The organism is Paenibacillus sp. XY044, from assembly GCF_002257645.1.
GTDB lineage: Bacteria > Bacillota > Bacilli > Paenibacillales > Paenibacillaceae > Paenibacillus_AQ.
This window is the reverse complement of sequence record NZ_NQMO01000015.1, coordinates 1-26823: the sequence shown is the minus strand read 5'-3', so window position 1 is coordinate 26823 and position 26823 is coordinate 1. Positions and strand designations below refer to the sequence as shown.

The 26823-nt window shown below is 56.2% G+C and carries 20 protein-coding genes; 6 read left to right on the top strand and 14 right to left on the bottom strand.

Features of this window, described 5'->3' with window-relative positions; genetic code table 11:
• Positions 1 to 258 precede the first annotated feature (258 nt).
• Together CJP46_RS33770 and CJP46_RS33765 are read left to right on the top strand one after the other, a co-directional pair.
• Positions 259 to 1554: an ArsB/NhaD family transporter gene (locus CJP46_RS33770; RefSeq protein ID WP_094600084.1), complete on the top strand. Its 1296-nt coding sequence runs from the start codon at positions 259 to 261 to the stop codon at positions 1552 to 1554.
• Positions 1555 to 1691: 137 nt separating this feature from the next.
• The gene (locus tag CJP46_RS33765; protein ID WP_094600005.1) at positions 1692 to 1973 is read left to right on the top strand and encodes a hypothetical protein; all 282 of its coding nucleotides are present in this window, start codon (positions 1692 to 1694) and stop codon (positions 1971 to 1973) included.
• A 487-nt stretch (positions 1974 to 2460) separates the two neighbouring features.
• Here the strand turns inward: CJP46_RS33765 and CJP46_RS33760 are convergent, their stop codons facing one another.
• Positions 2461 to 3390 (bottom strand): coiled-coil domain-containing protein, encoded by a 930-nt coding sequence (locus CJP46_RS33760; RefSeq protein WP_094600004.1) that lies wholly within the window; start codon positions 3388 to 3390, stop codon positions 2461 to 2463.
• A gap of 189 nt (positions 3391 to 3579) precedes the next feature.
• On the opposite strand from CJP46_RS33760, the gene CJP46_RS33755 reads away from it, so the two are divergent.
• Both CJP46_RS33755 and CJP46_RS33750 read left to right on the top strand, forming a co-directional pair.
• Entirely contained in the window at positions 3580 to 4335 is a 756-nt protein-coding gene (locus CJP46_RS33755; protein ID WP_094600003.1) for a peptidylprolyl isomerase, read from the top strand.
• Positions 4336 to 4577: 242 nt separating this feature from the next.
• Positions 4578 to 5312: a ZIP family metal transporter gene (locus CJP46_RS33750; protein WP_094600002.1), complete on the top strand. Its 735-nt coding sequence runs from the start codon at positions 4578 to 4580 to the stop codon at positions 5310 to 5312.
• Between the two features lie 114 nt (positions 5313 to 5426).
• On the opposite strand, the gene CJP46_RS33745 is transcribed toward CJP46_RS33750, so the two are convergent.
• Genes CJP46_RS33745 through CJP46_RS33735 form a run of 3 tightly spaced genes read right to left on the bottom strand, consistent with a single transcriptional unit; the run spans position 5427 to position 7877 of the window.
• On the bottom strand, positions 5427 to 5960 hold the full coding sequence (locus CJP46_RS33745) for an MFS transporter (protein ID WP_094600001.1): 534 nt from the start codon (positions 5958 to 5960) through the stop codon (positions 5427 to 5429).
• Positions 5961 to 5963: 3 nt separating this feature from the next.
• Positions 5964 to 7400, bottom strand: coding sequence for an FAD-binding oxidoreductase (locus tag CJP46_RS33740; protein WP_094600000.1), 1437 nt, complete (start codon positions 7398 to 7400; stop codon positions 5964 to 5966).
• Positions 7401 to 7403: 3 nt separating this feature from the next.
• On the bottom strand, positions 7404 to 7877 hold the full coding sequence (locus tag CJP46_RS33735; RefSeq protein ID WP_094599999.1) for a MarR family winged helix-turn-helix transcriptional regulator: 474 nt from the start codon (positions 7875 to 7877) through the stop codon (positions 7404 to 7406).
• A 308-nt stretch (positions 7878 to 8185) separates the two neighbouring features.
• On the opposite strand from CJP46_RS33735, the gene CJP46_RS33730 reads away from it, so the two are divergent.
• Positions 8186 to 9457, top strand: coding sequence for a serpin family protein (locus CJP46_RS33730; RefSeq protein WP_094599998.1), 1272 nt, complete (start codon positions 8186 to 8188; stop codon positions 9455 to 9457).
• 256 nt (positions 9458 to 9713) lie between these two features.
• Here the strand turns inward: CJP46_RS33730 and CJP46_RS33725 are convergent, their stop codons facing one another.
• From CJP46_RS33725 to CJP46_RS33695, 7 genes are all read right to left on the bottom strand, one after another.
• Entirely contained in the window at positions 9714 to 11669 is a 1956-nt protein-coding gene (locus tag CJP46_RS33725; protein WP_094599997.1) for an ATP-dependent DNA helicase, read from the bottom strand.
• Between the two features lie 197 nt (positions 11670 to 11866).
• A complete protein-coding gene (locus CJP46_RS33720; protein WP_094599996.1) occupies positions 11867 to 13042 on the bottom strand; it encodes an AI-2E family transporter in 1176 nt (391 codons plus the stop codon).
• Positions 13043 to 13044: 2 nt separating this feature from the next.
• Entirely contained in the window at positions 13045 to 14355 is a 1311-nt protein-coding gene (locus CJP46_RS33715) for a hemolysin family protein (RefSeq protein ID WP_094599995.1), read from the bottom strand.
• A gap of 614 nt (positions 14356 to 14969) precedes the next feature.
• Positions 14970 to 15533 (bottom strand): NADPH-dependent FMN reductase, encoded by a 564-nt coding sequence (locus CJP46_RS33710; RefSeq protein WP_094599994.1) that lies wholly within the window; start codon positions 15531 to 15533, stop codon positions 14970 to 14972.
• Between the two features lie 209 nt (positions 15534 to 15742).
• Complete coding sequence (locus CJP46_RS33705; RefSeq protein ID WP_094599993.1) at positions 15743 to 17224, bottom strand: DHA2 family efflux MFS transporter permease subunit; 1482 nt, start codon at positions 17222 to 17224, stop codon at positions 15743 to 15745.
• 48 nt (positions 17225 to 17272) lie between these two features.
• Positions 17273 to 17905, bottom strand: coding sequence for a TetR/AcrR family transcriptional regulator (locus CJP46_RS33700; protein WP_179281440.1), 633 nt, complete (start codon positions 17903 to 17905; stop codon positions 17273 to 17275).
• A 196-nt stretch (positions 17906 to 18101) separates the two neighbouring features.
• A complete protein-coding gene (locus CJP46_RS33695) occupies positions 18102 to 20858 on the bottom strand; it encodes a glycoside hydrolase family 2 protein (RefSeq protein WP_373558070.1) in 2757 nt (918 codons plus the stop codon).
• A 151-nt stretch (positions 20859 to 21009) separates the two neighbouring features.
• On the opposite strand from CJP46_RS33695, the gene CJP46_RS33690 reads away from it, so the two are divergent.
• Entirely contained in the window at positions 21010 to 21948 is a 939-nt protein-coding gene (locus tag CJP46_RS33690; protein WP_094599990.1) for an ArsR/SmtB family transcription factor, read from the top strand.
• Between the two features lie 90 nt (positions 21949 to 22038).
• Here the strand turns inward: CJP46_RS33690 and CJP46_RS33685 are convergent, their stop codons facing one another.
• The 3 genes from CJP46_RS33685 to CJP46_RS33675 form a co-directional block, all read right to left on the bottom strand.
• Positions 22039 to 24339: a glycoside hydrolase family 3 N-terminal domain-containing protein gene (locus CJP46_RS33685; RefSeq protein ID WP_373558069.1), complete on the bottom strand. Its 2301-nt coding sequence runs from the start codon at positions 24337 to 24339 to the stop codon at positions 22039 to 22041.
• A gap of 244 nt (positions 24340 to 24583) precedes the next feature.
• On the bottom strand, positions 24584 to 26206 hold the full coding sequence (locus CJP46_RS33680; protein WP_094599988.1) for a type 2 periplasmic-binding domain-containing protein: 1623 nt from the start codon (positions 26204 to 26206) through the stop codon (positions 24584 to 24586).
• 41 nt (positions 26207 to 26247) lie between these two features.
• A partial coding sequence (locus CJP46_RS33675; protein ID WP_143813062.1) for a carbohydrate ABC transporter permease occupies positions 26248 to 26823 on the bottom strand: 576 nt, incomplete at its 5' end.

The window sequence follows — 26823 nt, the reverse complement described above, 5'->3', positions numbered from 1 at the left end:
GCAAGTTTTTACATTTCAATTAAATACGATACATTTGGAGGAGCCTGCCATGTGCGGGCTCCTTTTGTCTTTTTCACCCCTCTCATTCGTTGTGTGAGTCCGCCATGCGCTCTTCCTTCAGCTTGAGGCAAAGGAGGATAGGCACGTCTGATGGAAACCCGGTAAAAAGTGTCGAGATCTGGAGACGCTATACGTCATGCCGATCTTTTCAAAAGACCAGACCCGGGCTGCAAGATTCAAGACTCATACAATTACAGGATGGGGAGGCACGCTATGGAACAGCAAGCTGTACTGGCTATTGGTATTTTTCTCATTGTTTACGCATTTATTATCGCGGAAAAAATTCACCGGACGATCGTGGCGATGATCGGGGGTGCGCTTATGGTCATTTTCGGTGTCGTGAGCCAGGAAACCGCGATTCATCATATTGATTTCAACACGCTTGGCCTGCTCGTCGGCATGATGATCATCGTCAACATCACGGCCGAGACGGGATTATTCAAATTCATTGCGGTATGGGCCGCGAAAAAGGCCAAAGGCCGGCCCGTCGCCATCATGGTGGCGCTGATTCTGATTACCGCGGTCGGATCGGCGTTTCTCGATAACGTGACCACCGTTCTGCTCATGGTACCCGTCACACTCAGCATTACCCGGCAGCTGCGGGTTAACCCGACGCCATTTCTGATCACCCAGATCATGGCGTCGAACGTCGGCGGCACCGCCACCTTGATCGGCGACCCGCCCAACATTATGATCGGCAGCGCGGTGAAGGAGCTGACCTTCGTCGCGTTCATCAATAACCTGACGCCGATTGCAGTGATCATTCTCGTCGTGTTCATTCCATTATTCATTCTCATGTTCCGCAAGCAAATCAAGACGACGCCGGAGCTGATGCAGAGCATCATGGATTTGGATGAAAAAGAACTCCTCACCGACCGCAAGCTCCTGATCAAATGCCTGACGGTGATGGGGCTGACGATCGTCGGCTTCTTCCTCCACCAGCTGGTTCACCTTGAATCGGCCACCGTCGCGCTCGCCGGTGCTTTTCTGCTGCTCCTGCTGACGGGCGAGCGTATGCTTGAGGAGGCTTTTGCCAAGGTCGAATGGCCGACGATCTTCTTCTTCGTGGGACTGTTCGTGCTGGTGGCCGGCTTGATCGAAACAGGGGTTATCGCCACCCTGGCGGAGAAAGCCACCGATCTCACCGGCGGCGACGTCGCGGCGACGTCGATGCTCATTCTGTGGATGAGCGCAATCGCGTCCGCTTTTATCGACAACATTCCGTTTGTCGCCACCATGATTCCGATGATCCAAGACATGGGCAGCCTCGGCATTAGCAATTTGGAGCCGGTGTGGTGGAGCTTGGCCCTGGGCGCCTGCCTGGGAGGCAACGGCTCCCTGATCGGTGCGAGCGCCAACCTGATCGTGGCCGGCATGGCCGCCAAGGAAGGATATCCGATCAAGTTCGCCCAGTTTCTGAAGTTCGGTTTTCCGATGATGCTGCTGTCCGTCGCCTTGGCCAGTGGTTACGTGTATCTTCGGTATTTGATGTAACCGCCGCTGACAATTTGCCGTTGTTGATGTCATATGGAAATCATGGGGGACATTGGCAGGTTGGACATCGCTGAAGGCGGCAAGCCGGATGGCCTCTGGAAGCAGCGCAAATAGACACTAGCGAGGGAGGATCACTTATGCTGGAGTATCGTTACGACCCGAGCATCATTCAGATTACGGAAAGCGTCAACGAGCAGGACGCGGAGTTCCGCATCCGGTTGCTGCAGGAAGAGCCTTATCTGGACCGGCTCAAGCAGATCAGACGCTTTTTCGAGGACAACGATATCTACACCGACGCCTTGTTTTATGTCTACAAAAATCACGAATACGGCGCGATCGTCCGGAAGGAATATTACGTGGACTTCGTGCTGGCGCTGATGAAGCATCAGCTGCTTCAGAGCGTGGAGTGGAAGCCTTAGGCGGAGACCTTTTAGCCCGTCGGTGACTAAATAGCTGGCACATATTCATCCAATCTACGGATAATAGCCTGCCGTTAACTAAATAGCTGGCAAAAGTGATCTAATTTCACGATTTTAGCCAATTGACCGTTAAATAACTGCAATTGTGCATCTATTTCGGCCTTTGATGGCCGTTTTGGCTTAGACTGACCAAATAACGGCATTTTTGCAGTTATTTCTTCGAAATGGCCTGTTTCGCCGCCAAATAGATGCACTTTTGCATTTACGTCTACGTTGGGGTATGGCCGTGGCCATTTACGCCAAAGTTAGCACGTTTGCCAAATAAGAAGCCGCACGGCATGCTCGTCAGAGCAGGGACCGGCGGCTTCTTTTTGCAAGTGTCGTCATGACATCGCGTTTTGTTTAACATTGCGGCTGCAGAGCGTTGTTTTGAGTTCTTTGACATGACGGTTCTTTTGGCATAACGTTCTTTTGACATCGGATTATGCTACTCCGCCAACTCGATGATAGACTCGTATTTCCGCTTCGTATCCGCCAGCCGGGTATCGAGGCGTGAATACTCTCCCTCCAGGCGGCGGACAATCCGCTCTACTTCGGTTATTTTCTCCTGCACCTCGTCCTGGGTGTCCCGGATTCTCCCCTGCACGAGCCAATCGGATATAAAACCGTCGAAGAAATAATCGGAAAATTTCAGAAAGCTCCCAATTCCGATCTCGATATCCAGCGCCATTTGCACGTCCTTCAGCTCTTTGCCGAACCGGCGCAGACTGGACTGGGCTGATTCAATCTGTTCCATCGCCTCGTCGATGCGGCTGTGCTTCATATGCGTGGAGATCATGCCGCCACCGAGCATATCATAAGTGCCCCAATTCCTGGCCGATCCCAGACTGTCATCCGCCCGCTCCAGGTCTTCCAGCACGACTTCGCCCGCGCGCACCGCCTCTTTCAGTTCCTTAAGTTGGACCGACAGATCGGCCTGCTCTTCTGCAAGTCCCGCCAGCTCGGAGTTGTTCCGTAAAATCACTTTTTCCTTCTCGTCCAGAATCTTCTCATATTCAAACTCCGCGTAACGAACCTCCTGGAACTTCCGTTCCAGCTCTTGCAGTTCGCTTTGGATGTCCGCCACGCCGCGGATGGCCATATCGTATTTCGCCTTGACCTCCAGCACTTCCAGCTGCTCCCGCTCCAGCTTCTCCTCTTTCCGGCCGATCAGGCTGTAAAACAAACCGGAGAGCGAGGCCCCCGTCAGACGCTCCACGTCCTTGTCCTCATCGGCAAGCCTGAGCTTCCAGCGCTCGGCTTCATCCTTATGCTCTCTCAGCTCCCGCGCCAATTCCTGCATCCGGTTATCATATTTCGTTTTGTTCCGGATGTCCTCTTTCAGCTTCGTCAACTGACGGTTGGCTTCTTCAAACATAACGTTCCCTCCTTTTCAGTATGCGATCTTCTGTTATATGTAATAAACGTCATAGCGTGCCGCGAAGTTTCATGGAATGTCAGCATGCAGCAAAAAGCCTGAAGAATCCAGCCTTCTGCCAAAGTGGATTTTATCCGCAAAAATCGCTATGATTAAACCAGATTGCACAAAGGAGTGAACCTCAATTTCATGAAACTGAAGACATTCACGCTTCCACTCGTTCTCGTGCTGACAGCGGCACTTGCACTTGGCGGATGCGGCAAGAAAAACAGCGACGAGGATGCGTCGAAGGACACATCCGGGGGACAAACTACAGAGCAGACGACGGATCAAACTTCCGGCAATTCGTCATCGTCCGATACGGCAGGATCGGATTCCTCTACGGACGGTTCGACCTCGGCCTCCGGTCAGGAGCAGAAGAGCTGGACAAGCCCGCCTGCCATGCAGATCGACCAGAACAAAAAGTACGAGGCTGAAGTCAAAACGTCCAAAGGCACGTTTACGGTCGAGCTTTTCGCCAAGGACGCACCGAAGACAGTCAACAACTTCGTGTTCCTGTCCAAGGAAGGTTTTTATAACGGGGTCGTGTTCCACCGGATTATCGAAACATTCATGGTACAGACCGGCGACCCGACCGGAACAGGCTCCGGCGGACCGGGATACTCTTTTGAGGATGAGAAAACGAATTATAAATACGAACCTGGCATCGTCGCCATGGCGAATGCCGGACCGGATACGAACGGCAGCCAGTTCTTCATCTGCACCGGCGCGGACAGCGATTACCTGAACCAACAGCCGAACTACACCATTTTTGGCAAGGTTACGAAGGGTATGGACGTCGTGATGCAGATCGCCAAAACACCGGTCACCGTCGGACCTAGCGGCGAGGAAAGCACCCCGACCGAGAAAGTTACGATCGACGGCGTCACGATTACCGAGAAATAAACCTGTGCGAAGCCGCTCGCTTGTACGGCGCAGCACATCGTAATACAACAAAGAACCGTTCGCCCCTGAGGGTGGACGGTTCTTTGTTGTCAGCATGCTAAATATCTGGTCGGGGTCATGCTTCGGCAGGCTTGTTCATATTTTAAATTAAATACGAACAAGCCCGACGGCTGTGATGACATGCACCGGTATGAAAACAGGTGTAGCCATGGCATTTTAGTCGCTGGCGGCAGGAGGCATACGTGAACGCAATGATTCTGGGGAGCCTTGCGACTTCCCTTTGTACGGCGGCGGGAGCCCTTCCCGCCCTGCTCTTTTCGAATATCAGCCACCGGGGCAGAGACAGCCTGCTCGCCTTCACGGCAGGGATCATGGTTGCCGCCTCGACGTACGGGCTGATTCCATCTTCCCTCAAGCTGTCGAACCTGTGGGTGCTGACGATCGGCATCCTCCTCGGAACGGTGACGTTGACCCTGATGGAGCTGCTCATCCCCCACACGGATCCGGATCATGACATCCAACGGAGAGACAATGCACAGACCGGGTCCTGGATGTTTCTGTCGGCCATGGCGCTGCACAATTTACCCGAAGGGCTGTCGGTCGGCGTCAGCTACGGCAGTCCTCACCTGGAGCTGGGAACGATCGTGGCGCTGAGCATCGGCCTGCAAAACATCCCCGAGGGCTTTCTGACGGCACTCTACCTGGTCACGCACGGCATGCGAAAGCGGTATGCCTTTCTTCTCGCCGCGCTTACGGGCGGGCTGGAGTTCCTCTCCTGCTGGGCCGGGCTGAAATTTACTGCCTCCTTCACCGGTATCGTACCATACGGGTTGGCTTTTGCCGCCGGTGCCATGCTGTTCGTCGTTTACAAGGAGCTCATTCCGGAAAGCCACGGGGACGGCAACGAGCGGGCTTCGACCTTTTCCTTCATCTTCGGGCTCCTCTCCATGATCGCGATGACGCATATGCTGGGGTGAGCTTGTCTGGGAACGAGTCACAAAAAGCGAAAAAAACTGCCGCCAAGCCATAACGGCCATCACAACAGTTTTTTAGCATGTTCACAACAATTCCGGAGAAGGCCTCCCCGTCCTTCACGGCCTGCGCATTCTCCAAACCGCCCAGGCACTGACTCCGTACATGACGGCACTGGCATAAAATAAGGCGTCGATCGTCAGCCAGTCGATCAGGTAACCGCCGAGAATGACGGCGAAGCCGGATGCGGCCGAGGTCCAGAAATGATAGGAACCGATCACCGGTCCCCGCTCTCCCTGGACCGTATGATCGGCAAGCAGCAGGCGTTCGCTCATCTTTTGCATAGCACTGCAGCAACCCATCAATAGCTGAAGAAACAGTACCCACGCATAGGACTGGACCCAGGGGAACGCCAGCATCGCCAGCATCATGCCAAGGGAGCTGATAAGCAGCACCCGGTAACTGCTGCGGTCCAGCCTCGGGGCGAGCCACTGGGAAAACGCCGCGGAGCTGATCGTAAACACGGCAAAAGCCAGGCCGTATTTGGCATAGCTGTTGCCCAGATTTTTCAGAAACAGAAGATAATAAGGATATATCATGCCGGAAGCGAGCGTCACCATGCTTTGGGAACGGATCAGCCACCTCATGTTCATGGCCTACTCCCCTTTGTATTGTTCATAAAAATAGTTCATAAAAAGATGCCGAGGATCGTATTCATCCTTCTTCCGAAAAAAATCGCGATACTCCGGATAGACCCGTCTGAACTGGTCAACCGTAGGGTATGCCGCATAAGGCAGATAGTAGGTTCCACCCTCATGCTCCACTTCATCGATCAGATCCCGGATCCCTTCCCTTACTTTCGCCTGCCCTTGCTCCGATAACGGCACATGAAACAAACATACGAGGGCAAACATGTCTTTTTGCGCATAAGAGAGAACGGCTTCATGATCCTCCTGAACGTAGCGGACGGTAATATTCAGCAGGTTAAGCTTGTCATCCCGCACGATATCTTTCATCCCATGAACAAAATCCGCAAATTGGTCCACCGGAATAAAATACTCCTGCAGCAGATCATTCGCGCCGGGCTGGCCGTATTCCATAAATTCGCTCTCGGAGCGCATGGCGTTGTTCCGACTGATCGCCTTATTTTGCTGCTTGGTAAAATACAGCTTCTGCAAAGACCAGAATGTGTTCTTTCCCCAATCGCTGCCCCGGTTCAGGCTGAACATGATTTTACTCGGGATGACGCCCTGATCGCGGGTCCGCAGCTTATCATAATCCACCAGCCGCAGCTTAGGGTCTGCCGAATAATTGATCGCATACATGTCCGTCAAAAAGCGGTCCGGCGCCACCGAAACCCGGGCGATATGCATGCGCACATCGGGATTTCCCAGCACCTTCTCCTGAAAATACCGGCTATAATCCTCCACCTTCACTGCCTCGCTCCTCATCCGGTAAACCTCGTCATCCGTCAAATTCAGCGTTACATCCAGAATGATGCCGAACAGGCCGTACCCGCCGAGCGCGAGCCGAAACAGTTCCGGGTTGTCTTCCCGGCTGATGCTGCGGATTTGACCGTCTGCGGTCAGCAACCGGAATGAATCCACGCTGCCGATCAGGGAACCGCTCCGGATGTCGCGTCCGTGCGCGTTAACGCTAATGGAGCCGCCAACGGTAAAAATATTTTGCGACTGCATCGTCTTTACGGACAAATGGTACGGATTAACGGCTTTCTGGACCTGCTCCCAGGTAGCCCCGGCCTGTACGCGGATTTGCCGCTGATCCGGATCGACGGACAGGACCCGGTTGTAATCGGTCATATCGACGACAATCCCGTCTTTATAGTAGGTATGCCCTCCCTGGCTATGACGCTGGCCCGCAATCGATACGGTAAGTTGTTTCTCCCTTGCCTCCTGAAGCAGCCGGACCAGCTGCTCCTCCTTCTGGCCTTTGACCACCCTCTCCACCTTAACGGGGTGAAGCCGGCTGTAGTCGGTAATGAGATAAGGGTTCTGGTCCGGCGTATCGGTACGGATATATTCATACACGCAAAGAATGACCAGCAGCAGCAGCACCGCTCCCTTTTTCGCCATCGCCTACCACACGGGGCGCAGTGGGTGCTGTAGATCCTCTTCGTTGACGTTTTCGATAATGTGCTTCAAATCCTGCTGCAGCGCCTTCATATGGTCACTCCCGATCATCCGGGCCCAGCGCTGCTCAATCTCCTTGTAAATGTTCTCTTTCGTCCGCACCAGCGACCAGCCGCGGTCGGTCAGGACGACCATCTTGCCCCGGCCGTCGGACGGGTGGGGCTTGCGCGCGACATAGCCGCATTCCTCCAGGTAGTCGAGCATTTGGCTGACCGCCTGCTTGGATATGCCCAGATGCGCCACGAGCGTCTTGGCCGTCGCCCCATCCGGCATCAAGCCCTGGAACAAAAAGCTGTGCGCCGGACGCACATCGCCGAATCCCGCCTCCTTCAGGCGGTTATGGAGCTCCTGGTTCATCGCGCTGAAGGAGAGCGATAGCAGGGAAGCCAAATCTTGGTTATATGGAAATGTTTTGGACATGTTGTACAACTCCTTGCTGTCTTAAAGGAATAAATTGGTCAGTTAGATTGACTTCAAAGCATTCTCATTATACCGTTCCCGAGTTGTGCGAATCAAATTCCGGGAAGTGGCAACGCTTCCATCTAGAAATGGGCTTTAGGTGCAACTTCCGGCGGCTCATAACCGTCTGGTAGGCAACACCCCTTTTACCATTTTTTAACGCAAACCATTTCAACATATGAAATATGAACGGACGTCATCCTTTTTACCGGCGCGAATAGTTAACCTATCTGAAGACCTGATTCCATCGATAAGGAGGTTTCCGATCCATGCCAACAACCAAAATGCTGCACCTGCTGCTCGCCATGCTTCTTCTGGCACTAACCGCATGCTCGAAGCAGGAAGATGGCAGTCCCGGCCAACGCGGCAATCCGTCTCCTCCGATCTCCCTGGAGGCCCGGAAGCAGGAGGCGGGCAAAGTCGATCCTGCGCTCATCTCCGCCCACAACCGCCTGGGACTGCAGCTCCACCGCGAACTTGTCGGGCAGGCCGAAGCCGGAGACAATGTTCTTCTCTCCCCCTACAGCATCTGGACGGCCCTATCCATGGCCTACAACGGCAGCGCCGGCACGACGGCAAGCGAAATGGCTTCCGTATTCGGGCTGAAAGACATGCCGCTGAGTGAGTTTAACGCGGGAAACCGAATTTTAGCCAGGCTGCTGGAAGGGGAGGATTCCGGCGTGCGGCTGAACATCGCCAATGCGATCTGGCACCAGCAGGGCGTTCCCTTCAAGGACTCTTTTATCCAGGCAGGCAAGGACAGCTACGGGGCCGAGGTTCAGGAGGTTGATTTCGCTTCCGACAAGTCGACGAAGACGATTAACCGCTGGATCAGCAAGGAGACCGGGGGCAAAATCGAGAAGATGCTGGTGCAGCCGCTGCCAAAGTCAACGATTGCGGTGCTGGCCAACGCGATTTATTTTAATGGGGCATGGACCGATCCGTTCAATCCGAAGTACACCAAGGAGGAACCGTTCATGCTGGCGGACGGCAGCGAACGGACGCTTCCCATGATGCATACCGCCAACATGCTGCCGTATAAAGAAACCCCCGATTGGCAGGCCGTCCGCCTTCCTTACGGAGACGGCCGCATGGATATGCTGGTCATCCTTCCCGCCGCCGGCTCTTCACTGGACCAATTGGAGCAACAGCTCTGGGCAGACCCCGCTCTGTGGCAGCAGCCCTTTGATGAGGCATCCGTGCAGCTCGGACTGCCCCGGTTCAAGGCAGAGTACGGCGGCGACCTGAAGGATCCGCTTATCCGGCTCGGCATGAAGCAGGCCTTTCAGCCGGATGGGGCCGACTTTTCCCATATGGCCGACATTCGCCCGTTATTCCTGTCCAAGGTTCTGCACCGGATGGTACTGGACGTCAACGAAAAGGGAACCGAAGCGGCGGCGGCAACGGTCATCGGGGCCGAATCCGGCTCCATGCCGATGAAGGTGCATGAAATGACGGTGAACCGGCCGTTCTTCCTGGCGATCGAGGATACGCAGACTCGCGCCTGGTTGTTCATCGGCTCGGTGAACGATCCTGAATGACTTGCTCGCACACGGACAAAAAAAAGCCAACCCCTTCCTGAATCGGCTAGGGTTGGCTTTTAAACATGCGCATTGGGTTCATCTTTATAGAATGAACTAAAGAAATGAATGTGCTATAGGCCTCTATTAGGCCGCTATAACAAGAGGTTCAATGCAAAACTCTAGTTCAATCTATCTGATAAAAATTAACGGGATTAACAACTTAACGCGACTTGCGTTTCCTGAGCGTCTTTGAACCCGGTTGAGACGCTGCAGGTTAAGACAATACCTGCAGCGTCACGCCTTCGGGCAGCACCGCCAGCACCTGCTCCTGCACGGGCGTGGTGCCGGCAAGCTCTTCGCCTAGGATGGCGACGGCGCCCCGGTCCTCGCGGGAGCGGATCAGCCGGCCGATGCCCTGGCGGAGCCGAAGCAGCATATACGGCATGTCCACCTCTTCGAACGGTGCCGCCGATTCTTTGCGCTTCGCCGTAAACACCGGATCATGCGGCGGGAACGGCAGCGACCAGACGATCACGTTTGAGAGCGCCGGTCCGGGCACGTCCAATCCCTCCCACAGACTGACAGCGCACAGCACGCTGGTCTCCTCGCGCTGGAAGGCGGAGATCAGATAGCTGATCTCCTGATCACCTTCGAAGTAAAACGGAACGTCCGGTACTTGGATCGCGCCTGCGGCAAGCTCCTGCTTAAAGCGCCGCAGCTCCTCCCTGCTGTTAAACAGGATCAGCGCGCGGCCCCCCGACTCGCGCAAAAGGCGGGCAGCGGCTTCCAACTTGCCGTTAAAATCGGCCGTCGACAGAGGATCCGCCGGGGCCAGCACCTGCATCTGCTCCGCATAGTCATACGGGGACGGCACGGAGAAGGCGAGAGAGCTGCCGATGCCCAGGCTGTCCGACACGTAGCCGAAGGAGCCCTGAACCGACAAGGTGGCTGAGGAGAACACGACCGGCATTTTCGCGCCGAACACCTGCTCCTGCAGCACCTCCTTGACCGTTCTCGGCATGATCGACAGCGTCAGCCCGTCCGGGCCATCCACCGCCCAGCAGATCAGCGCCTCGGACCGCTCGAACAGATGGAGCGCCTTCTGCATCATCTCCAGATGCTCTTCCACGATCCGGAGCTCGTACTCGTTCAGCGTGTACAGCTCGCTCTCAAACACGAGCTCCTCCTCGATCGAGGTGAGGAGCGAGCGGAAACGGTGCACCTCGGCGAGCAGCGCGCCGTCCAGCACGATTTCCTTTCGGTCGGAGCCGGCCACGCTGCGGCTCTGTCGACCGAATGCCGCGAACATCGCTTCGCTCTGCACGATCGCCTCGTCGATCAGCACCGCCAGCGATTCGCGGATCTCGCCCTGAAGCAGCCGTGTGATGAGTTCCTCAAACACGACATGCTTCATTTTATAGCTGAGGGCCTTCATGGCGGCCGATTCGAGCAGATGCCCTTCGTCGAAGACGACGGCGCAGTGCTCCGGCAGTAGGGGCAGCTGCCCCTCCCTCTTTCGGCCCTCGTAAGTCCATACATGCTCCATGTAATAATCATGCGAGCAGATGATCAGGTCCGCCGCCTGGCGGTAATGATCCCGCGACAGCGTCTGGCCGCAGCGATGGCGGCGGTCGCAGGTGAAGCAGTCCTGGAACGGATCCCAGTTAATCCGGCTCCACTCCTCATCGGTTAACTCCGGGTACCCCTTCCGGTCCCCGTAGGCATGAAAGGACTGCATCGGCGCGGAGGCATACACGAAATCCGGCAGGCCAGCGGCCAAGTCGTCCCAGCGTACCCCTTCTTCGTCCCGCAGCCGGACATCGTCCAATTTGCGCAGGCAGAGGTACTGGTCAGGCGATTTACCCAGCCGGGCATCGATGTGAAGCCCCAGGTGGCGGGCCAATTTCGCAATGTCGCCCTCCGGCTTCACCAGCTGCTCGATCAGCGATTCGTCGGCGCAGGCGATGACCGCCGGTCTGCGGGTATACCGCGCGTAGCAAACGGAATAGAGCAAGTACACCAATGTCTTGCCCGTCCCGACTCCCGCCTCGGCAAATATCGTTTTTTTCTCAGCAAAAGCTTTCTCCAGCTGAAATGCCATATAAATCTGCTCATCGCGGATTTCAAATCCCGCTTCCGGCAGCAAATCGTAAAACACATCGGCCACCCATTCGCCCGCTTGCTGGACGAAGGGCCGTGTTGGATCATACGTAAAAGGATACCGCTCCACGTCTTTTGGTTCCCTCCAAGCTACTCATAAATACAGCCGCCTCCACTTCCGTGAAGGCGAACAACCCATTATCACATGCTCCCTCCCGAATTACAATGGGGAAAAAATAAAGCCGTCCCCGCCGGATCTAGGAATCCGGGGAGACGACCCGTGCCATCTTCAGTTTAACGCGATCTCCTCTATAGCAGCTCTCGACATCACGGCTGCCGGGAATCGCCCGCCTTGACAGCCGGTGGCCGCTCGGGTTCGTAAAGTCCCGAACGCACCCGGAACCAGCGGTACAGATGGGATACGACTACCTTCAGCACGGCATATCCCGGCACCGCGAGCAGAATGCCGACGATGCCAAACAAGTTGCCGCTCGTCAGAATGACGAAGATAATCGTGATCGGATGAATCTTCAGCGTCTTGCCCATAATTTGCGGGGAAATGAACTTCCCTTCGATGAGCTGGACGACGGTCCAGACGATCACCATCTTGAGCAGCATGATCGGCGAGGTGACGACTGCGACGATGAGCGCCGGTGTAATGGCGATCGCCGGTCCCAAATAAGGGACGACGCTGGTGCATGCCGCGATGATGGCCAGAATCAGCGAATACTTCAAGCCGATAATGATATACCCGGCGAACAGCAGCACCCCGATACAGAAGCTAACGATGATCTGCCCGCGGATATAAGAGCTGATCTGGTGGTTCATTTCTTTCATGACCCGCGAAGTTTCCCCGCGCAGCCGCGTCGGCACAAAGTTTAAAATATAACCCGGCAGCCGTTTGCCGTCCTTCAGCAGGTAGAACAGAATGAACGGCAGCGTCACCACGGCCAGCACCACTTCGATCAGACCGCCCACGAATCCGCCAAGCCCCATCCAGGTGCGGTTCAGGAATTCCGTACCTTTCTCCGAGACGGTTTTCATCAGCTCCTGCGGATCGAACAACACGTTTTCCTGCAGCTTGCTGACCAGATTGCTCCCCATCAGCTCTTCGACCTTGATCCGAGCGACCTCGGCATAGCCCGGGAAATTGTTCACCAAATCCATGATCTGCTCCCGGATGACCGGGATGACCAGCGTCACAAGCGCGGCGATGATGCCGATAATGAGAACGTACAGCAGCAGAATGGTGTGCAGGCGCTTCACCTTTCGTTTTTCCAGAAAATCCACAATCGGATTGAGCAAATAATACGCAATTCCGGCGAGAATGAGCGGCAGCACGACGGTTTTGACCAGGACGATCAGCGGCTCGAACACGAATGAAATTTTGGTGAGGACCAGAATGTTCAGTCCCAGCAGCAGCACCACCAGCATAAACAATACAAATCTGTTATTTAGTAAAAACCGCTTAAAACGGCTTGCCCAATTCACCGGATTGTCCATATTTATTCCTCGCTCATCTTGATCTTCTTGATTTCGATGCGGCAGTAGCGGTTATGATCCCGCTCCAGCAGGGTGAAGGCCGTTCCTTCATACACAAACGTCTCGCCTTCGGCCATTTCGCTGATCTGGCTGTAGAGCCAGCCGCCGATCGTATCCCATTCCTTTGTATCCAAATCCATAAAGAAATAATCATTAACCATTGAAATCGATACTTTGCCGTCCACGATCAAATGCTGCTCACCGATCTCCTGGACGTCTTCGACTTCGTCCTTATCGAACTCGTCGCGAATCTCGCCGACGATCTCTTCAATAATGTCTTCAATCGTAACGAGACCGGAGGTTCCGCCGTATTCATCGATCAGGATCGCCATGTGCGTCGCTTCCTTCTGCATCCGCTGCAGCAGCACATTGACCGGCATCACTTCGGATACCGCCATCACCGGATGGATCAGGCTCGCCACATCCAGCTCTTCGTTTTCTTCATAAGCCAGGAAAAATTGCTTCGTATTAATGATGCCGATGACATTATCCTTGCTTCCGTCGATAAGCGGAAACCTGGAGTACTGCTGTTCTTTAATAACTTTCATATTTTCAGACCGCGACTTGTCTTTATCCAGACAGATCATGTCCGTACGCGGTACCATAATTTCCTTGGCCAGCATGTTGTCAAACGCGAAAATCCTGCTGACATAACCGAATTCGTTATCGTTAATTTTTCCACTCTCATGGCTCTCACTCAGAATAATCTGCAGTTCCTCCTCGGAGTGGGCCTCCTCATGCTCGGAAGCGGGCTTTACGCCGAACAATCGAACCAGCTGGTTCGCCGATCCATTCAGCAGCCAAATGAACGGGTACATGATTTTGTTAAACCAGATAATGGGTGTCGCCGTCAGTAAGGCAACGGTCTCCGCTTTGCGGATAGCCACCGTTTTCGGCGCCAATTCGCCAATGACGACGTGCAGGTACGTAATGACCGTAAATGCAATCAGCAGTGACAGAAAATGGCCTAACGCTTCGGGCATATGCCACTTCTCAAACACCGGGGTAAGAATCTTCTCCACCGTAGGCTCCCCCAGGAAACCAAGACAGAGTGACGTAATCGTAATCCCGAGCTGACACGCGGACAAGTATCCGTCCAGATTGTCGATGACCTTCTTTACAGCCTTTGCGCCCTTGCGACCTTCAGCGATCAGTTGATCGACCCGGCTTCCCCGGATACGGATGACGGCAAACTCCACCGCGACGAAAAAGGCCGACAAACCGATCAGTAAAGCAACCAAAACCAAATTTAACGCATACCTGTCACTTTCCACTTCAACATCTTCTCCTTATAAAGTAGTCTTGATGATTCCATCCGGCATCCTGCAAGAAGTTTCGCCTTCTGCCGCCATGGCAGCAAATGGATCAAAGAAAGCCTGAGCCTTCCCCATTCATTTACCATGTGGCGACCCGTTGAAACAGGTTTTTGCATGATGCTGGTTAACTAGGTAATACGCACATGCCCGGGTTCAGGTTTCAATCGGTCCCCAAAAAAACAGTTCCTGCCGAAATGCAAAACGTCTATCGATGTACTTTCCAACAGAAGGCAGACTGCCTGCAGAGGATGTCTTACTTGCCGGATCAGAAATGCATTTCTATAGGAGGCTGCACGTTCCGGACTTTCAAAAAGGAAAAAAGGCTCCAGCAGGCACGGTGTTCCCCGCGTACTGGAGCCTTTCCCGCCCTGTAAGCGGACGCCCCTAGCGGCGTGCACGAAGCGGTGTTGCACATATCCCTTGTTGGACGGGCCTTTGTCAGCACCCGTCGTTAAGTATTCTGTTCACGCTGCTTGATCGCAGCCTTTAAATCCCCGTTTCATTCAGCCCATGAAGGCGGTCCGGGAAATTCACCAATACAGTTTACCAGTCGGTGCGCCAAGTCGGCCTGCTTACTGCTCCTCAGCATGCTTCTTGACTTTGGTGACCACATTATCCACGAGCTGCTGCATAATTTGCTGAGCCATCGGGTCGGTCAGCGCACCGGAATCGTCAAATTTGGTATGCGATTGCGGGAGCAAAAATTCCGGCCGGTTCACCGCATCCATATTGAGTGCAAACAGGAGTGAGCGAATGCCAACCTGGGCTCTGCCCGTGCCGCCCATGCCCGGCGTTGCGCCCATGAGCGCTACCGGCTTTAGTGCCAGCGGCGTTTGGACGGCCGGTCTTGAAGCCCAATCCAGCGCATTCTTCAACGCGCCCGAAAGCTGCCCGTTATATTCCGGAGAGCTGATCAAAAAGCCATTGGCCGAATGCAGCAGCTCGGCAAACTGCTTCACCGCTTCCGGCAGTTCACTTTCCAAATCCTGATTATATAAAGGAAGTACGGAAATATCGGCAAGCGTGAAGCGGAAATCCTCCGGCAGAAGCGCTGCCGCGTTATGAAGCAGCTGTGTATTGTGGGAATGCTTGCGGAGACTTCCGGAAATCCCCACGATATGAAAACGTTCAGACATGATCGATTTCTCCTTTTTTATCGTAAGTATAGAAGCGAGGGATATGGCAGCCTGCCCCGTGCCCGTGAAGGGCCCTAGCATCATGATACGACAGAATCCGACGAGTGAACATTAAATTTTCCCAAAAACAAAGGGAACCCGGCCCCTTTTCCCAATGGAAGAAGGATGCCGGGTTCCTGTTTACAGAACGCATTTCGATGTCTTGCCGATCAGTGGCTGATCATCAGCGACGGATCCGGCTGATTTCCGTCCGCGACATCCGCTGCGACTGGCTTCGGTCTGCGCAAAATGAGGCACAGCAGCACACCAACGATCGCAAAGCAGGATGCCAGGAAGAACACGTCGCCGAATCCCTGGACAGCCGCAGTCAGAGGATTGCCTCCATGACTCGCGTGACTGGTTGTGCGGCTGATCAGGTAGCCTGACATGCCGGCGACCGCAAAGGACACGACGACCTGCTGCGCGGCAGCGGTCAACGGCGTAACCCGGTTCACCAGCTTGCGCGGCGCGGCGTTCAGCACATGGGTATTCAGCGGCATCATCGATAAGCCCATGCCGAATCCCAGCATGAAGAGCAGCGGCATGATCGTCCACAGTGACGTGTCGGCCGTAATATTCGACAGGCTGAACAGTGCTGCCGAGATAAGGAGAAGGCCGATAATCGCCACGGGGCGGGCGCCGTATCTATCGAAAAACTTCCCGCCGATCGGCATGCCGATCCCGGAAGCCAGTGCCTGCGGCAGCAGGATAAAGCCGGTCTCCAGCGGCGTGAATTGGCGGATCTGCTGCAGGTACAGCGGGACGAACAGCATCGAGCCGAACAAGGCTGCCTGCATGATCCAGGAGAGGATGATACCCCGGGTGAAATCCGAGGAACCGAAGACGCGCAGTTCCAGCAGCGGGTTCTTCTGGCGAAGCTCCACGGCGATAAACATCAGCAGGGCAGCCCCGCCGACGATGAGTCCGGTCAATGCACCGGTCGAGGACCAGCTCACGCTGCCTCCCTCATTGACGCCGTAAGCCAGCATAGCGAAGGCGATCGGGGCCAGAATCATGCCGATCAAATCGAGGTGCGGAGTCTGCTGCCGATCCGCTGCCGGCAGAAACTTCACGCCCAGGATGACGCCGACGACACCGATCGGAACGTTGATCAGGAAGATCCAGTGCCAGTTCACGTATTCCACCAGCCAGCCCGACAGAATCGGGCCGAGCGCCGGCGCAAGAAGCATTGGAATGCCGAGCAGCCCCATGATCGAGCCGCGGCGCTCCGGAGGGGCGAGCTTAAAGACAAGCGCCATGCCGATCGGCGCGACCATGCCCCCGCCAAGCCCCTGGATAACTCGGTAAATAATCAACTGGGTCGACGTCTGCGCCATAGAGCAGAGCGCCGATCCGATCACAAACATAATGATGGTGGCAATGAAAACCTGTTTGGAGCCGAAACGGTCGGTCATCCAGCCGGCCAGCGGAATGACTGCCGAAAGGGCCAACGTATAACCGGTAATCGCCCATTGAATGGTCTTCAGGTCAGTGTCAAAGTAGCTCACCAGGTTCGGCACCGCGACGTTGACCACCGTGCTGTCCAGAATAACCATGATCATGCCGACGATAATGGCCAGCATGGGCGGAATGATCTTTTTCAGCGAGAATGGGACTTCTGCGGCGGGGTTGCCCGCCAAGGTTTTAGACATAAATCTCTCCACTCATTTCTATATATAGTCTGGTTCTCCCGTTCCACTCTAGCTGTATTGGTGAAAATAATGCTCAAACAACGTGTCAATCTGCTCCTCAAGCGGCGCGATATGGATGGTTGATGCCATGTCCTCGTCGCCATTGGCCAGAAAAGACTTCATGATGACCGGGAAAAAGATCGCCCCGTACAGCTGCATCAGCATCTTCCGGATTTTATCGTCGTCTTCCTCCCCGGTAATTTCTCTGACAGTCCCGATCAGCCGCCGGGTCTTCATCACCTTGCAATAATGCGAGTACTCATGCTGCGACTCGAAAATAACGCGGGTCTGATCGATCATCTGTCTCACCAGCCCCGGGTATTCCTGTAAATGGCGGACATAGCGGTAAAAGAACTGCTTCAGTCTTTCCTTCGCCGGCATCGCGTCGTCCTCCAGCGCGTTAAACACGTCCTCGAACGTCAGCACCAGGGAACGGATCGCCTGAGTGATCAGTTTCTCCTTCGAGCCGAAGTGGTAGTTGACCAGCGCCAGGTTGGTATCCGCCTTGGTCGCGATCCGGCGCAGGGTGGCACACTCGATGCCTTCATCCCGAATCAGCTCGACGGTGGCTTGTAAAATATCGTGTTTGGTGTCGGTTCCCGAGGTATGCCCTGTAATGTCTTCCTTCATCGGTTCTTTCACCTGCCCTCCTCCCTTGTCATGCAGCATATTTAAACAGTGTTTAATACGTTGTTTAATTTACTCTCGGCCGCCCCCTTTGTCAACATTTATCTGTAAAAAAATACATATGGTTACGATGGGCGGATCTGCGCGCACACGCAAAAGGCCCGACAGCATCACGCTGCCGGGCACCTCAATTGTTGGTTGTTCTATCGCATTATTGGCATTGGATTACGATATCCAGCGGATACCGGCCGGCATTCCGGCCATACAGCGCAATCCCGCCTTCATCGGCCTGGAGCTCCAGCCGGAACTTGCGGCTTCCGTTCAACCGCGAGGCGATCCGGCTCGGCACCTCCACTTTGCATAGATAGCCGTAAGAACCGGCTTCCTCCAGCTTGTTATGCGCCAGCTGGTAATGCCATGACAGTACGCCGCGGGAATCAGCAGGATCATCCGGCAGAACGATCGTGGCAACCGCCTCGCCGTCGATCAGGACGCGCACCCGCGATTCGTGCTTCCGTTCCCCTGTCATGTAGTACGTATTCGGATTGTATTCGGGATCCGACAGGGCGCCGTGCATGAAGTGGATGCCGGACTCCTGTTCCCTTGCCCCTTCCTTGTTCCGGACGAGCAGACGCTTGGAACTTGCTTCGAACAGAATTTCCATCCGCCCGATCAAAGGTTGTTCATTCGTACCCGGCAGGGAGATATCAAAGGCAAAAGCCCCTTCCTCTCCACCGCTTACCTTGTGGTTCTGGATGGAATTCCACTGATGGGCAAAGGTTTGCTCGGCGAAATCCGCGACCGGAACGCTCAGAGTCAGCCCGCTCACCCCATAAGCTCCTTCGCTCTGACCGCTCCGGACATCGAACGTGGTGAAGTTCCGGGTAATGACGTTTCCTGCAGCGTCTACAAGCTGTACGGCGAACACGGCCACGGCGTCGGCCGCAGGCATCTGCACCTGGACCGGGTCCAGCGGGGCTACGCCGTAGCCGTCCCATGCGGCGGCTGCACTCCCGCGGTCATGAACGATCCGGGTCCCGAGCCGGTCATAGGCCAATTCCCATTCCAGGCGCAGCGGCTGGCCGTGGTAGCGGTCGTCGTAACTGGAGCGAAGCAGGGATACCGTCTGAACCGAACCCGCATCGACCGTCGTGCACGGCGGCGCGTCAATGACCACGAAGTCGGCCGTGTGCAGGTCTGACAGCGACATGCCCGGCACAATGCCGTCGTAGCCGAAATCCTTATCCGTTCCGTCGAGCCGGTAGTAGCCGTTGAACTCGTTCGTCACGTCCCGCAGCTCCGTGAACACGAAGCCGCACATTTTGTCATGACGGCGGAACTCGTTCAGCATGAAATGATAATGCCAGGCCAGATCGCTGTCCCCTGTGCCGCCTTCCACGCCCCAGACGTTGCCGCATTCGCTGTTCATCAGCGGAGCATCGGACTGAACGTTGCCGCCAATGTAGTTGGCGGCAGAGCCGGGATAGGTCTGCTCTACGACTTCGGTGACATGGGCCCGAAGCTGGTCGTATCCATTAATATAAAAGTGCCAGGTGTTGATATCCGTTTCGACATGGTCCCGGTTGCAAGGCGAGTTGTCCTCTACGATGCGGGTAGGATCCAGGCGCTTGGCCCACTGGTAAATGCCCCGCACCCATTCCTGCGTGTCCGGCAAATAATTGATTCCCTGGTTGCCGTCGCCGGTAAGACCCGCAGCCTTGGGATCCGTCTTAAGCCCCCAGGTTTCATTGAACATGACCCAGGAGAAAACAGACGGATGGTTGTAGTCCCTTTCAATGGTCTCCAGCGCTTCGCTTTCATAAGCCGACCGTGCCTGTTCATCCGGGTTGCCCCAGAAGCAAGGCATGTCTTCCATTACCAGCACGCCGAGCTTGTCGGCCCAATACAGCTTTCTCGGCTCCTCCGGCTTGATATGGATACGGACAAAATTAAGGCCGATCCGCTTCAGCATATAAATTTCGTGGCGCATATCCTCATCGGACGGGAACGTAAAATACCCGGTCTCGTGATAGGACTGGTCCAGCGTCCCGTTTAAATAGATCGGCTTGCCGTTCAATGTAATCCAGCGGTATCCCCGCTCCCCGAACCGGGCCGTACCGATTTCGCGAATGCCGAAGTACGTGCGGACGAGGTCCTGTCCGAAATTTCCGCTCAGACGGATCTCACCTTCATACAGCTCCGGCGAATCCGGGCTCCACAGACGCGGACTCTCCACCCGGAACGACGTTTCGATCCGGTTCTCTCCTGCTTCAAGGCGAATCGACTCCCGATGACGTACCGCTCCTCCGTCAAAATCGAACTCCAGCTCGGCCTCCTGTGCCTCTTCGGATACGATTCTGGCCTGAACGCTGACGGTGCCGTCGATCGCAGTATGGAACTTGCTGTGCTGAATGTAGCTCTGCGGCCGCGCCTCCAGCCATACCGGCTGCCAGATGCCGCGGCTTTCTCCGTACCCCTGCTTGCCGCGCGCCTGAACGTCCAGATCGTTGTCTTCTGCACGGATGACGATCGTATTGTCCGCCTCCGTACGCCACAGCGCGGTCACGTCGAATTCAAACGTGCCGTAGCCTCCCTGATGCGAGCCTGCCGGACTGCCGTTTACCCAAACGTCGCAGTGGTAATCGACCGCACCAAACCGCAGAAATACGCGGTCACCCGGGTTCACAGGAGCCCATGCCACGGTACGGCGGTACCAGCCGGTTCCCTTCCGGTCCTGGCCAATGCCGGATAGCGGGCTTGCCCAGGAGAACGGAACCGTGATGGTCAAATCGTACGCCGTCTCTGCGGCGAGGTGAGGCGAATCCCCCGCTCCCTCATTGTCAGCGCCAAACCGGAAGGACCATTCCCCGTTTAAGTTCAGCCAATCGGTCCGCTCCCAGTCGGGACGGGGGAACTCCGGCCGTGGAATATCGGTGTGGACCTGGTTCAGGATGGTATGCGTCAACACGAACACAACCTTTCATGGATTGGATTTGCCCCCATTGTAGCATCGATATATATTTATTACAATGTACATTATGTTTTTACAATACAACAAATTTATTGTAAACTAATCGGTATGAAACCATGTTGAAAATGAAAAGAAAAGGAACTGGCCTATGAGCGAATTCAAACAGGAATTAATCCACTTCCCCGCGTCCCGTATGATCGATGTGGCCAAGGCGCTGTCCAGCGATGTCCGGGTGCGGATCCTGGAAGCCCTCGCCGAAAAGCCGATGAGCGTCAGCCAGCTTGCCGACGCGCTCGGCGTCGCGCAGCCGACAGTGTCGATCAACGTGCAGATTCTGGAGCAGGCCGAGCTCGTCGAGTCGCGGACGGGAGCCGGCCGCGAGAAGATCTGCTCCGTCAGCTACCGCTCCATCCTGCTCGAGCTTCCCTCCCGTCCCGGAGACGGGCTGAGCCGCACCGAGGAGATCCACATGCCGATCGGCATGTTCTCCCACTGCTCGGTTCAGCCGCCCTGTGGGCTGGCCGCCCGGGACGGATCCGGCATCGGTTCGCCGGACGACCCCCGGGCCTTCTACATGCCCGAACGGACGGACGCCGCGCTGCTGTGGTTCTCGGGCAGCGGATATTTGGAGTACTACTTTGCCAATCCGATGCCTCCCGGCGTGGAGCTCGCCGAGCTGTGCGTCCGTGCGGAATTGTGCTCGGAGGCTCCGGGCTTCAAGCAGGACTGGCCTTCGGACATTACGGTCTCGATCAATGATTGCCCGTTAGGCACCTGGACCAGTCCCGGCGACTTCGGCGACCGCAAGGGCCGGTTCAGTCCGGACCGCTGGAGGGGCAATACCGAATACGGCCAGTTGACCGAATGGCGGGTGACCGGCAGCGGCAGCACGGTGAACGGAGAGCCCTCCGAGGGCACGACTATCGAGCAGTTGAAGCTTGCCTTCAATCAGCCCGTCCGCGTCCGGCTTGAAGTTCGGGCGGATACCGCCAACCGCCGCGGGCTGAACCTGTTTGGTTCAGGCTTCGGCGATCATCCGCAGGATATCGTATTGTCATTCGTACGGCGGATCGAGCGGGAGGAATAAATAAGAAGCCTGCAGCAATGGCCATTGCTGCAGGCTTCTTTTGTAGGGCTGGCAGACTTGGGCCGCCCTTGAAATATTAGCTTCAATGAATCATTCTTTTCCCCGGACCGTCAGGACGGCAGACTGCACGTCCTGCGCATGCCGGCCGATCTGGATTTCAAATTCGCCGGCCTCGACGACCGGTTTCAGATCACGGTCAATGAAGGACAGCTCTTCTGTCCCGACCCCGAACGCGACCGTCTTCGTCTCTCCCGGCTGCAGCCAAATCTTCGCGAAGCCCTTCAGCTCCTTCTTCGGCCGGGTCACCGTGCTGACCTTGTCGGATATGTACAGCTGGACCGTTTCCGCGCCAGCCCGGCTGCCGGTGTTGGTGACCGTTACCACAGCCTCGGCCCGCCCTTCCGGCGTCATTTCCGCCGGCGAGACGGTGACCTGGCTGTACTCAAACTCTGTATAGCTGAGCCCGAACCCGAAAGGATAAGCCGGATCCAAATCCGTCTCCAGGTAGCGCCGCCCGGTCGTTCGCTTGCTGTTATAACGGACCGGCAGCTGGCCGACGTGCTTCGGAACGGAGACGGTCAGCCGCCCTGAAGGGTTCTCGTCGCCGAATACGATATCGGCGATCGCGCGGCCGCCCTCTTGCCCCGGATACCATGCCTCCAGGATGGCGTCGGCATGCTCGTCGATCCACGGCTCCGCGACCGGCCGGCCGTTGATGTACACCACAACCAGCGGCTTCCCGAGCTTCGCCAGCTCTTCCGCCAGCTCCCGCTGCACGCCGGACAGGCCCAGCGTGGAGCGGTCGATGCCCTCGCCGCAGTCCATGTCGCTGTGCGGGCGGTCCGTCACGACCGAAGCACCTGTACGTAGGTCGATCGTGCCTTCGCCGAAATCGCGCGCGCTCGAGCCGCCGAGCACAAGCACGATCGTATCCGCGGCGGCCGCCGTCTTCAGCGCCAGGTCGAAGCCTTCCCTGCTGTCATCCTTGACCCGGCAGCCCGGCGCATACAGCACCCGCTCCGGCGCGTGCGCCAGACTGGCACGGATGCCGTCCAGCACGGTTGACACCTGTTCCCGCGGCTGCGGTGAGGTATAGTCTCCCAGCTGATTGTAGACGTTGTCGGCATTCGGTCCGATCACCGCGACCGTCCCCGCCTCCTTGGACAGCGGGAGCGTCTGCCCCTGATTCTTCAGCAGGACGATGCCTTCGACGGCCGCCTGGCGGGCGAGCCGGATATGCTCCTCGCTGCCGATGACACGGGCGGCCCGATCGGGATCGACATAAGGCTGCTCGAACAGCCCCAACTCGAACTTGGCCTTCAGGACGCGGTGCACCGCTTGATCTAGCGTCTGCATCCGGATGCGTCCGCTCTGCACGGCCGCAGCCAAGTGCGCACGGAACATGTCGCCGGACATTTCCATGTCCACGCCGGCGTTCACCGCCATGGCAGACGCTTCTTGCGGATCAGCCGCCGTGTCATGCCCCCACACCAGCATGTTGATGGCGCCGCAATCGGTAATGACGAATCCGTCGAAGCCCCACTCCTCGCGCAGCAGGTCCGTAAGCAGATATTTGTCGGAGGTGCACGGAACACCGTCGATTTCGTTGTATGCGGTCATGACCGATTTCGCACCGGCCCGAACCGCCGCCTTGAACGGACGAAGGTCCACCTCATGCAGCTCACGCAGCCCCATATGAACCGGCGCGCTGTTGCGTCCGCCTTCCGAGCTGCCGTAGCCGGCAAAATGCTTCAGCGTCGCAATGACGCTGTCGTCGGCGTCCAGCCGCTTGCCCTGCAGCCCCCGCACCGCCGCTTCCGCCATGACGGTAGCGATCCAGGGGTCTTCCCCGTACGTCTCTTCCGTCCGCCCCCACCGGGGATCCCGGACGACGTCGAGCACCGGGGAATACGTGGCCGCACCGCCCTGGCTGCGCGTCTCCAAGGCGATCGCCCGGCAGATCTCCTCATACAGCTCCGGGTTCCACATGCTTGCCAGCGTCAGCGGCACCGGAAACACCGTCGCCCCGATCGCCATATGACCGTGCGAGCACTCCTCCCCGAACAGAATCGGGATGCCTAAGCGCGAGTGCTCGATTACGTACCGCTGGATGGCGTTGATCGTCTCGGCGCCTTCCTTTGGCGACAGTCCCGTCGCCAGTGTCACTTCCGTCCATGGATCGGCGCGCAGCACGCCGTACAGCGAACCGATGCCGCCTCGCTCAGCAGCCTCCTTGAACGCTTCGTCGAGCGCGACGCCGCTTCCCTCCCGCCGGTACGTTTTCCAGCCGAACAGCTGCACGAGCTGCCCGACCTTTTCCTCCAGTGTCATGAGGCTGAGCAGATGCGCTGCCCTCGCTTCGCTGCTCAAGGCAGAATCTTGGTAACTCAATAGATTTCCCTCCATATTCCTTGATCCCGCTGCACCCTCTGGGTTCGGATGGTTAAAGGGCCGAGCCGACCCGTAAACGAAATCGTTGGATCGCAAGCTGCAGCGCCTCATACGCCTTCTTCCAGAAATGCGCCGGGTTTTTTATGTATTTTTTATGGCCGGTTCCCATCTGAAAATGACAATTAGCCAACCCCCGGCCTCACGGCCGGGATATGTTGGCTCCTTGCATTTGGTATGAATCGGCTTATTTGCCGGTATTCCACTGATCGTATGCGGCTTGGTACAGTTCCACGATGCGGTCGGATCCCATCTTTTTCACCTGTGCCTCGTACTTATCCCAGTTGGAAAGCGGCTCCTGTCCGGTAATAAACTTCGCTTCCATCTGCTGTACATACGTATCGAGGTCGGACAACAAGGCGGACGCTTCGCTCTGCTGTTCATTCGTCAGATAGACGTTCGGGAACGGCGTTTTGCCGATCGGCGTCAGCTTCTCTGCGTTCTCCTTGTCGATCCAGTCGTCGAAGTCGGATCTGAGGCCTTTAGTCACTTCCGGATCGTTGACGCCCGGCGTCAAGATGCCGAAGTTCGGCGTAATTTTGCCGCGGTATTCCTCGCGGTCGCCGCCGCCTGGTACCGGCAGCCATTCTTTGACGTGGTTTTCCTTGTCCTTGTATTTCCACAGCGTATTCTCCGGCCCTTGGTTAAACAGCGTCGAACCCTCGTAGCTGTACAGATAATCGATCCAGCGCATCGTCGCTTCCGGCGCCGGGTCCTTGCTCGTGATTGCAAACGTGCCGTTGGCGGACATGCCCGGATGCTTGCCGTAAACCGGCGTACCCGCAATTTCGCTGGCAACCGGCGTCATGAGCGGGTTGTCCGAGCTTGGCTCGCCGCCCAGCGTGAAGTAAGGGAAGTAGTCGTTAAACAGACCGATCTGGTTGTTTTGCCCCTTGGCTTTTTTCTGGTCCGCTGTCTGCGAGAACGTCTCGTGATCCAGCAAATCTTCTTTCCACAGTTTGTTCATGAAGGTCAGGTAACCCTTGTAGCCTTCTTCTTGAGGGGAGTAGTGCACCTTGCCGTCCTTATCTGCATAAATCTTCTCGTCGTACATGCCCCAGAATCCGAAGAAAAACATCCGCAAATCATCCAGCTTGACCGAAGTCAGCGGGATTTCATCCTTCTTGCCATTGCCGTTCGGGTCTTCATCCTTAAAGCGTTTCAACAGCGTGTACAGCTCGTCCGTCGTCTTCGGCAGCTCGGTTACGTTCAGCGCCTTCAGGAACTTGCCGTTATACCACATCGGGCTGCGATACCAGACGGCGGCCGTATCAATAAACGGCAGGGCATACATATGGCCGTCAGGCGTCGTAAACGATTTGCGCACATCCGGGTGCTCGTCGAGGATCTTTTTGATGTTCGGCGCATAGCCTTCGTCGATGTATTTTTCGAGCGGAATCAGGACGCCCTGGGTTCCGTACGTCACCTGCTCCGCCGGCTTCAGGTCGGCTGCATACAGCATATCCGGCAGATCACCGCTGGCGAACATCAGGTTCTTCTTCGTTTCAAAGCTGTCGATCGGCGAAAGCTGGTATTCCAAATGGATGCCCGACAATTTCTCCATCTCTTGCAGCACGGGCATTTTGTTCCAATCGGCCACGCCTGCGTCCTGAGACATCACTTTCAGCGTGAGCGGCTTATCCACGATCGGAAAGCCTTCCTTTTTTACTCCCTCTACGGTCGCCGATCCTTTTTCGGATGATGCGGATCCGCTTCCTCCGTCTCCCTTAGAAGATCCGCAGGCTGCAAGCAGGCTGGCGGAGATCGTCAGGCAGAGCAGAATGGATGATGCTTTGCGAAGATTTTTCATGACAACAACTCCCCTTTTAAAGTTATTGATCTATGGCAAGATCAGCCCTTAACCGAACCGATCATGACACCTTGCACAAAATAACGCTGAAGGAACGGATAAATCGCAATAACCGGAATAGTGGCGACGATAATCACTGCATACTTCACCAGGGCGGCGATTTCCGCCTTGTTGTTCATCGCGGCCGCCGTGGAGGCGTCGATCGCTCCTCCGCCCTGCGCGGCCATCTCCTGCAGCACCAGAATCTGGCGCAGCACCAGCTGCAGCGGGTATTTCGCCGAGTCGTTCAGGTAAATGAGCGCCGAGAAGTAGCTGTTCCAGTTGCCCACCCCGTAGAACAGGGCCATGACCGCGATGATCGGCATCGACAGCGGCAGAATGATCTTCAGGAACAGTCGCATGTTCGTACATCCGTCGATCTGCGCCGCTTCCTGCAGCTCCTTCGGAATCGAGCTCTGGAAAAACGTCCGCGAGACGATAATGTTCCAGATCGATGCAGCCGACGGAATGACGATCGCCCACATCGTGTTGACCATGCCCAGCTGCTTGATCAAGAGGTACGTCGGCACCAGGCCGCCGCCGAAGAACATCGTGACCATGAACATGCCCATAAAGAA

Bases quoted from the DNA above. Each gene is read 5' to 3' on its own strand.
- CJP46_RS33760 (WP_094600004.1), bottom strand. From the start codon at position 3,390: ATGTTTGAAGAAGCCAACCGTCAGTTGACGAAGCTGAAAGAGGACATC.
- CJP46_RS33735 (WP_094599999.1), bottom strand. From the start codon at position 7,877: ATGTCCAAAACATTTCCATATAACCAAGATTTGGCTTCCCTGCTATCG.
- CJP46_RS33770 (WP_094600084.1), top strand. From the start codon at position 259: ATGGGGAGGCACGCTATGGAACAGCAAGCTGTACTGGCTATTGGTATT.
- CJP46_RS33705 (WP_094599993.1), bottom strand. From the start codon at position 17,224: ATGTCTAAAACCTTGGCGGGCAACCCCGCCGCAGAAGTCCCATTCTCG.
- CJP46_RS33710 (WP_094599994.1), bottom strand. From the start codon at position 15,533: ATGTCTGAACGTTTTCATATCGTGGGGATTTCCGGAAGTCTCCGCAAG.
- CJP46_RS33680 (WP_094599988.1), bottom strand. From the start codon at position 26,206: ATGAAAAATCTTCGCAAAGCATCATCCATTCTGCTCTGCCTGACGATC.
- CJP46_RS33730 (WP_094599998.1), top strand. From the start codon at position 8,186: ATGCCAACAACCAAAATGCTGCACCTGCTGCTCGCCATGCTTCTTCTG.
- CJP46_RS33720 (WP_094599996.1), bottom strand. From the start codon at position 13,042: ATGGACAATCCGGTGAATTGGGCAAGCCGTTTTAAGCGGTTTTTACTA.
- CJP46_RS33755 (WP_094600003.1), top strand. From the start codon at position 3,580: ATGAAACTGAAGACATTCACGCTTCCACTCGTTCTCGTGCTGACAGCG.
- CJP46_RS33765 (WP_094600005.1), top strand. From the start codon at position 1,692: ATGCTGGAGTATCGTTACGACCCGAGCATCATTCAGATTACGGAAAGC.
- CJP46_RS33740 (WP_094600000.1), bottom strand. From the start codon at position 7,400: ATGGCGAAAAAGGGAGCGGTGCTGCTGCTGCTGGTCATTCTTTGCGTG.
- CJP46_RS33745 (WP_094600001.1), bottom strand. From the start codon at position 5,960: ATGAACATGAGGTGGCTGATCCGTTCCCAAAGCATGGTGACGCTCGCT.
- CJP46_RS33690 (WP_094599990.1), top strand. From the start codon at position 21,010: ATGAGCGAATTCAAACAGGAATTAATCCACTTCCCCGCGTCCCGTATG.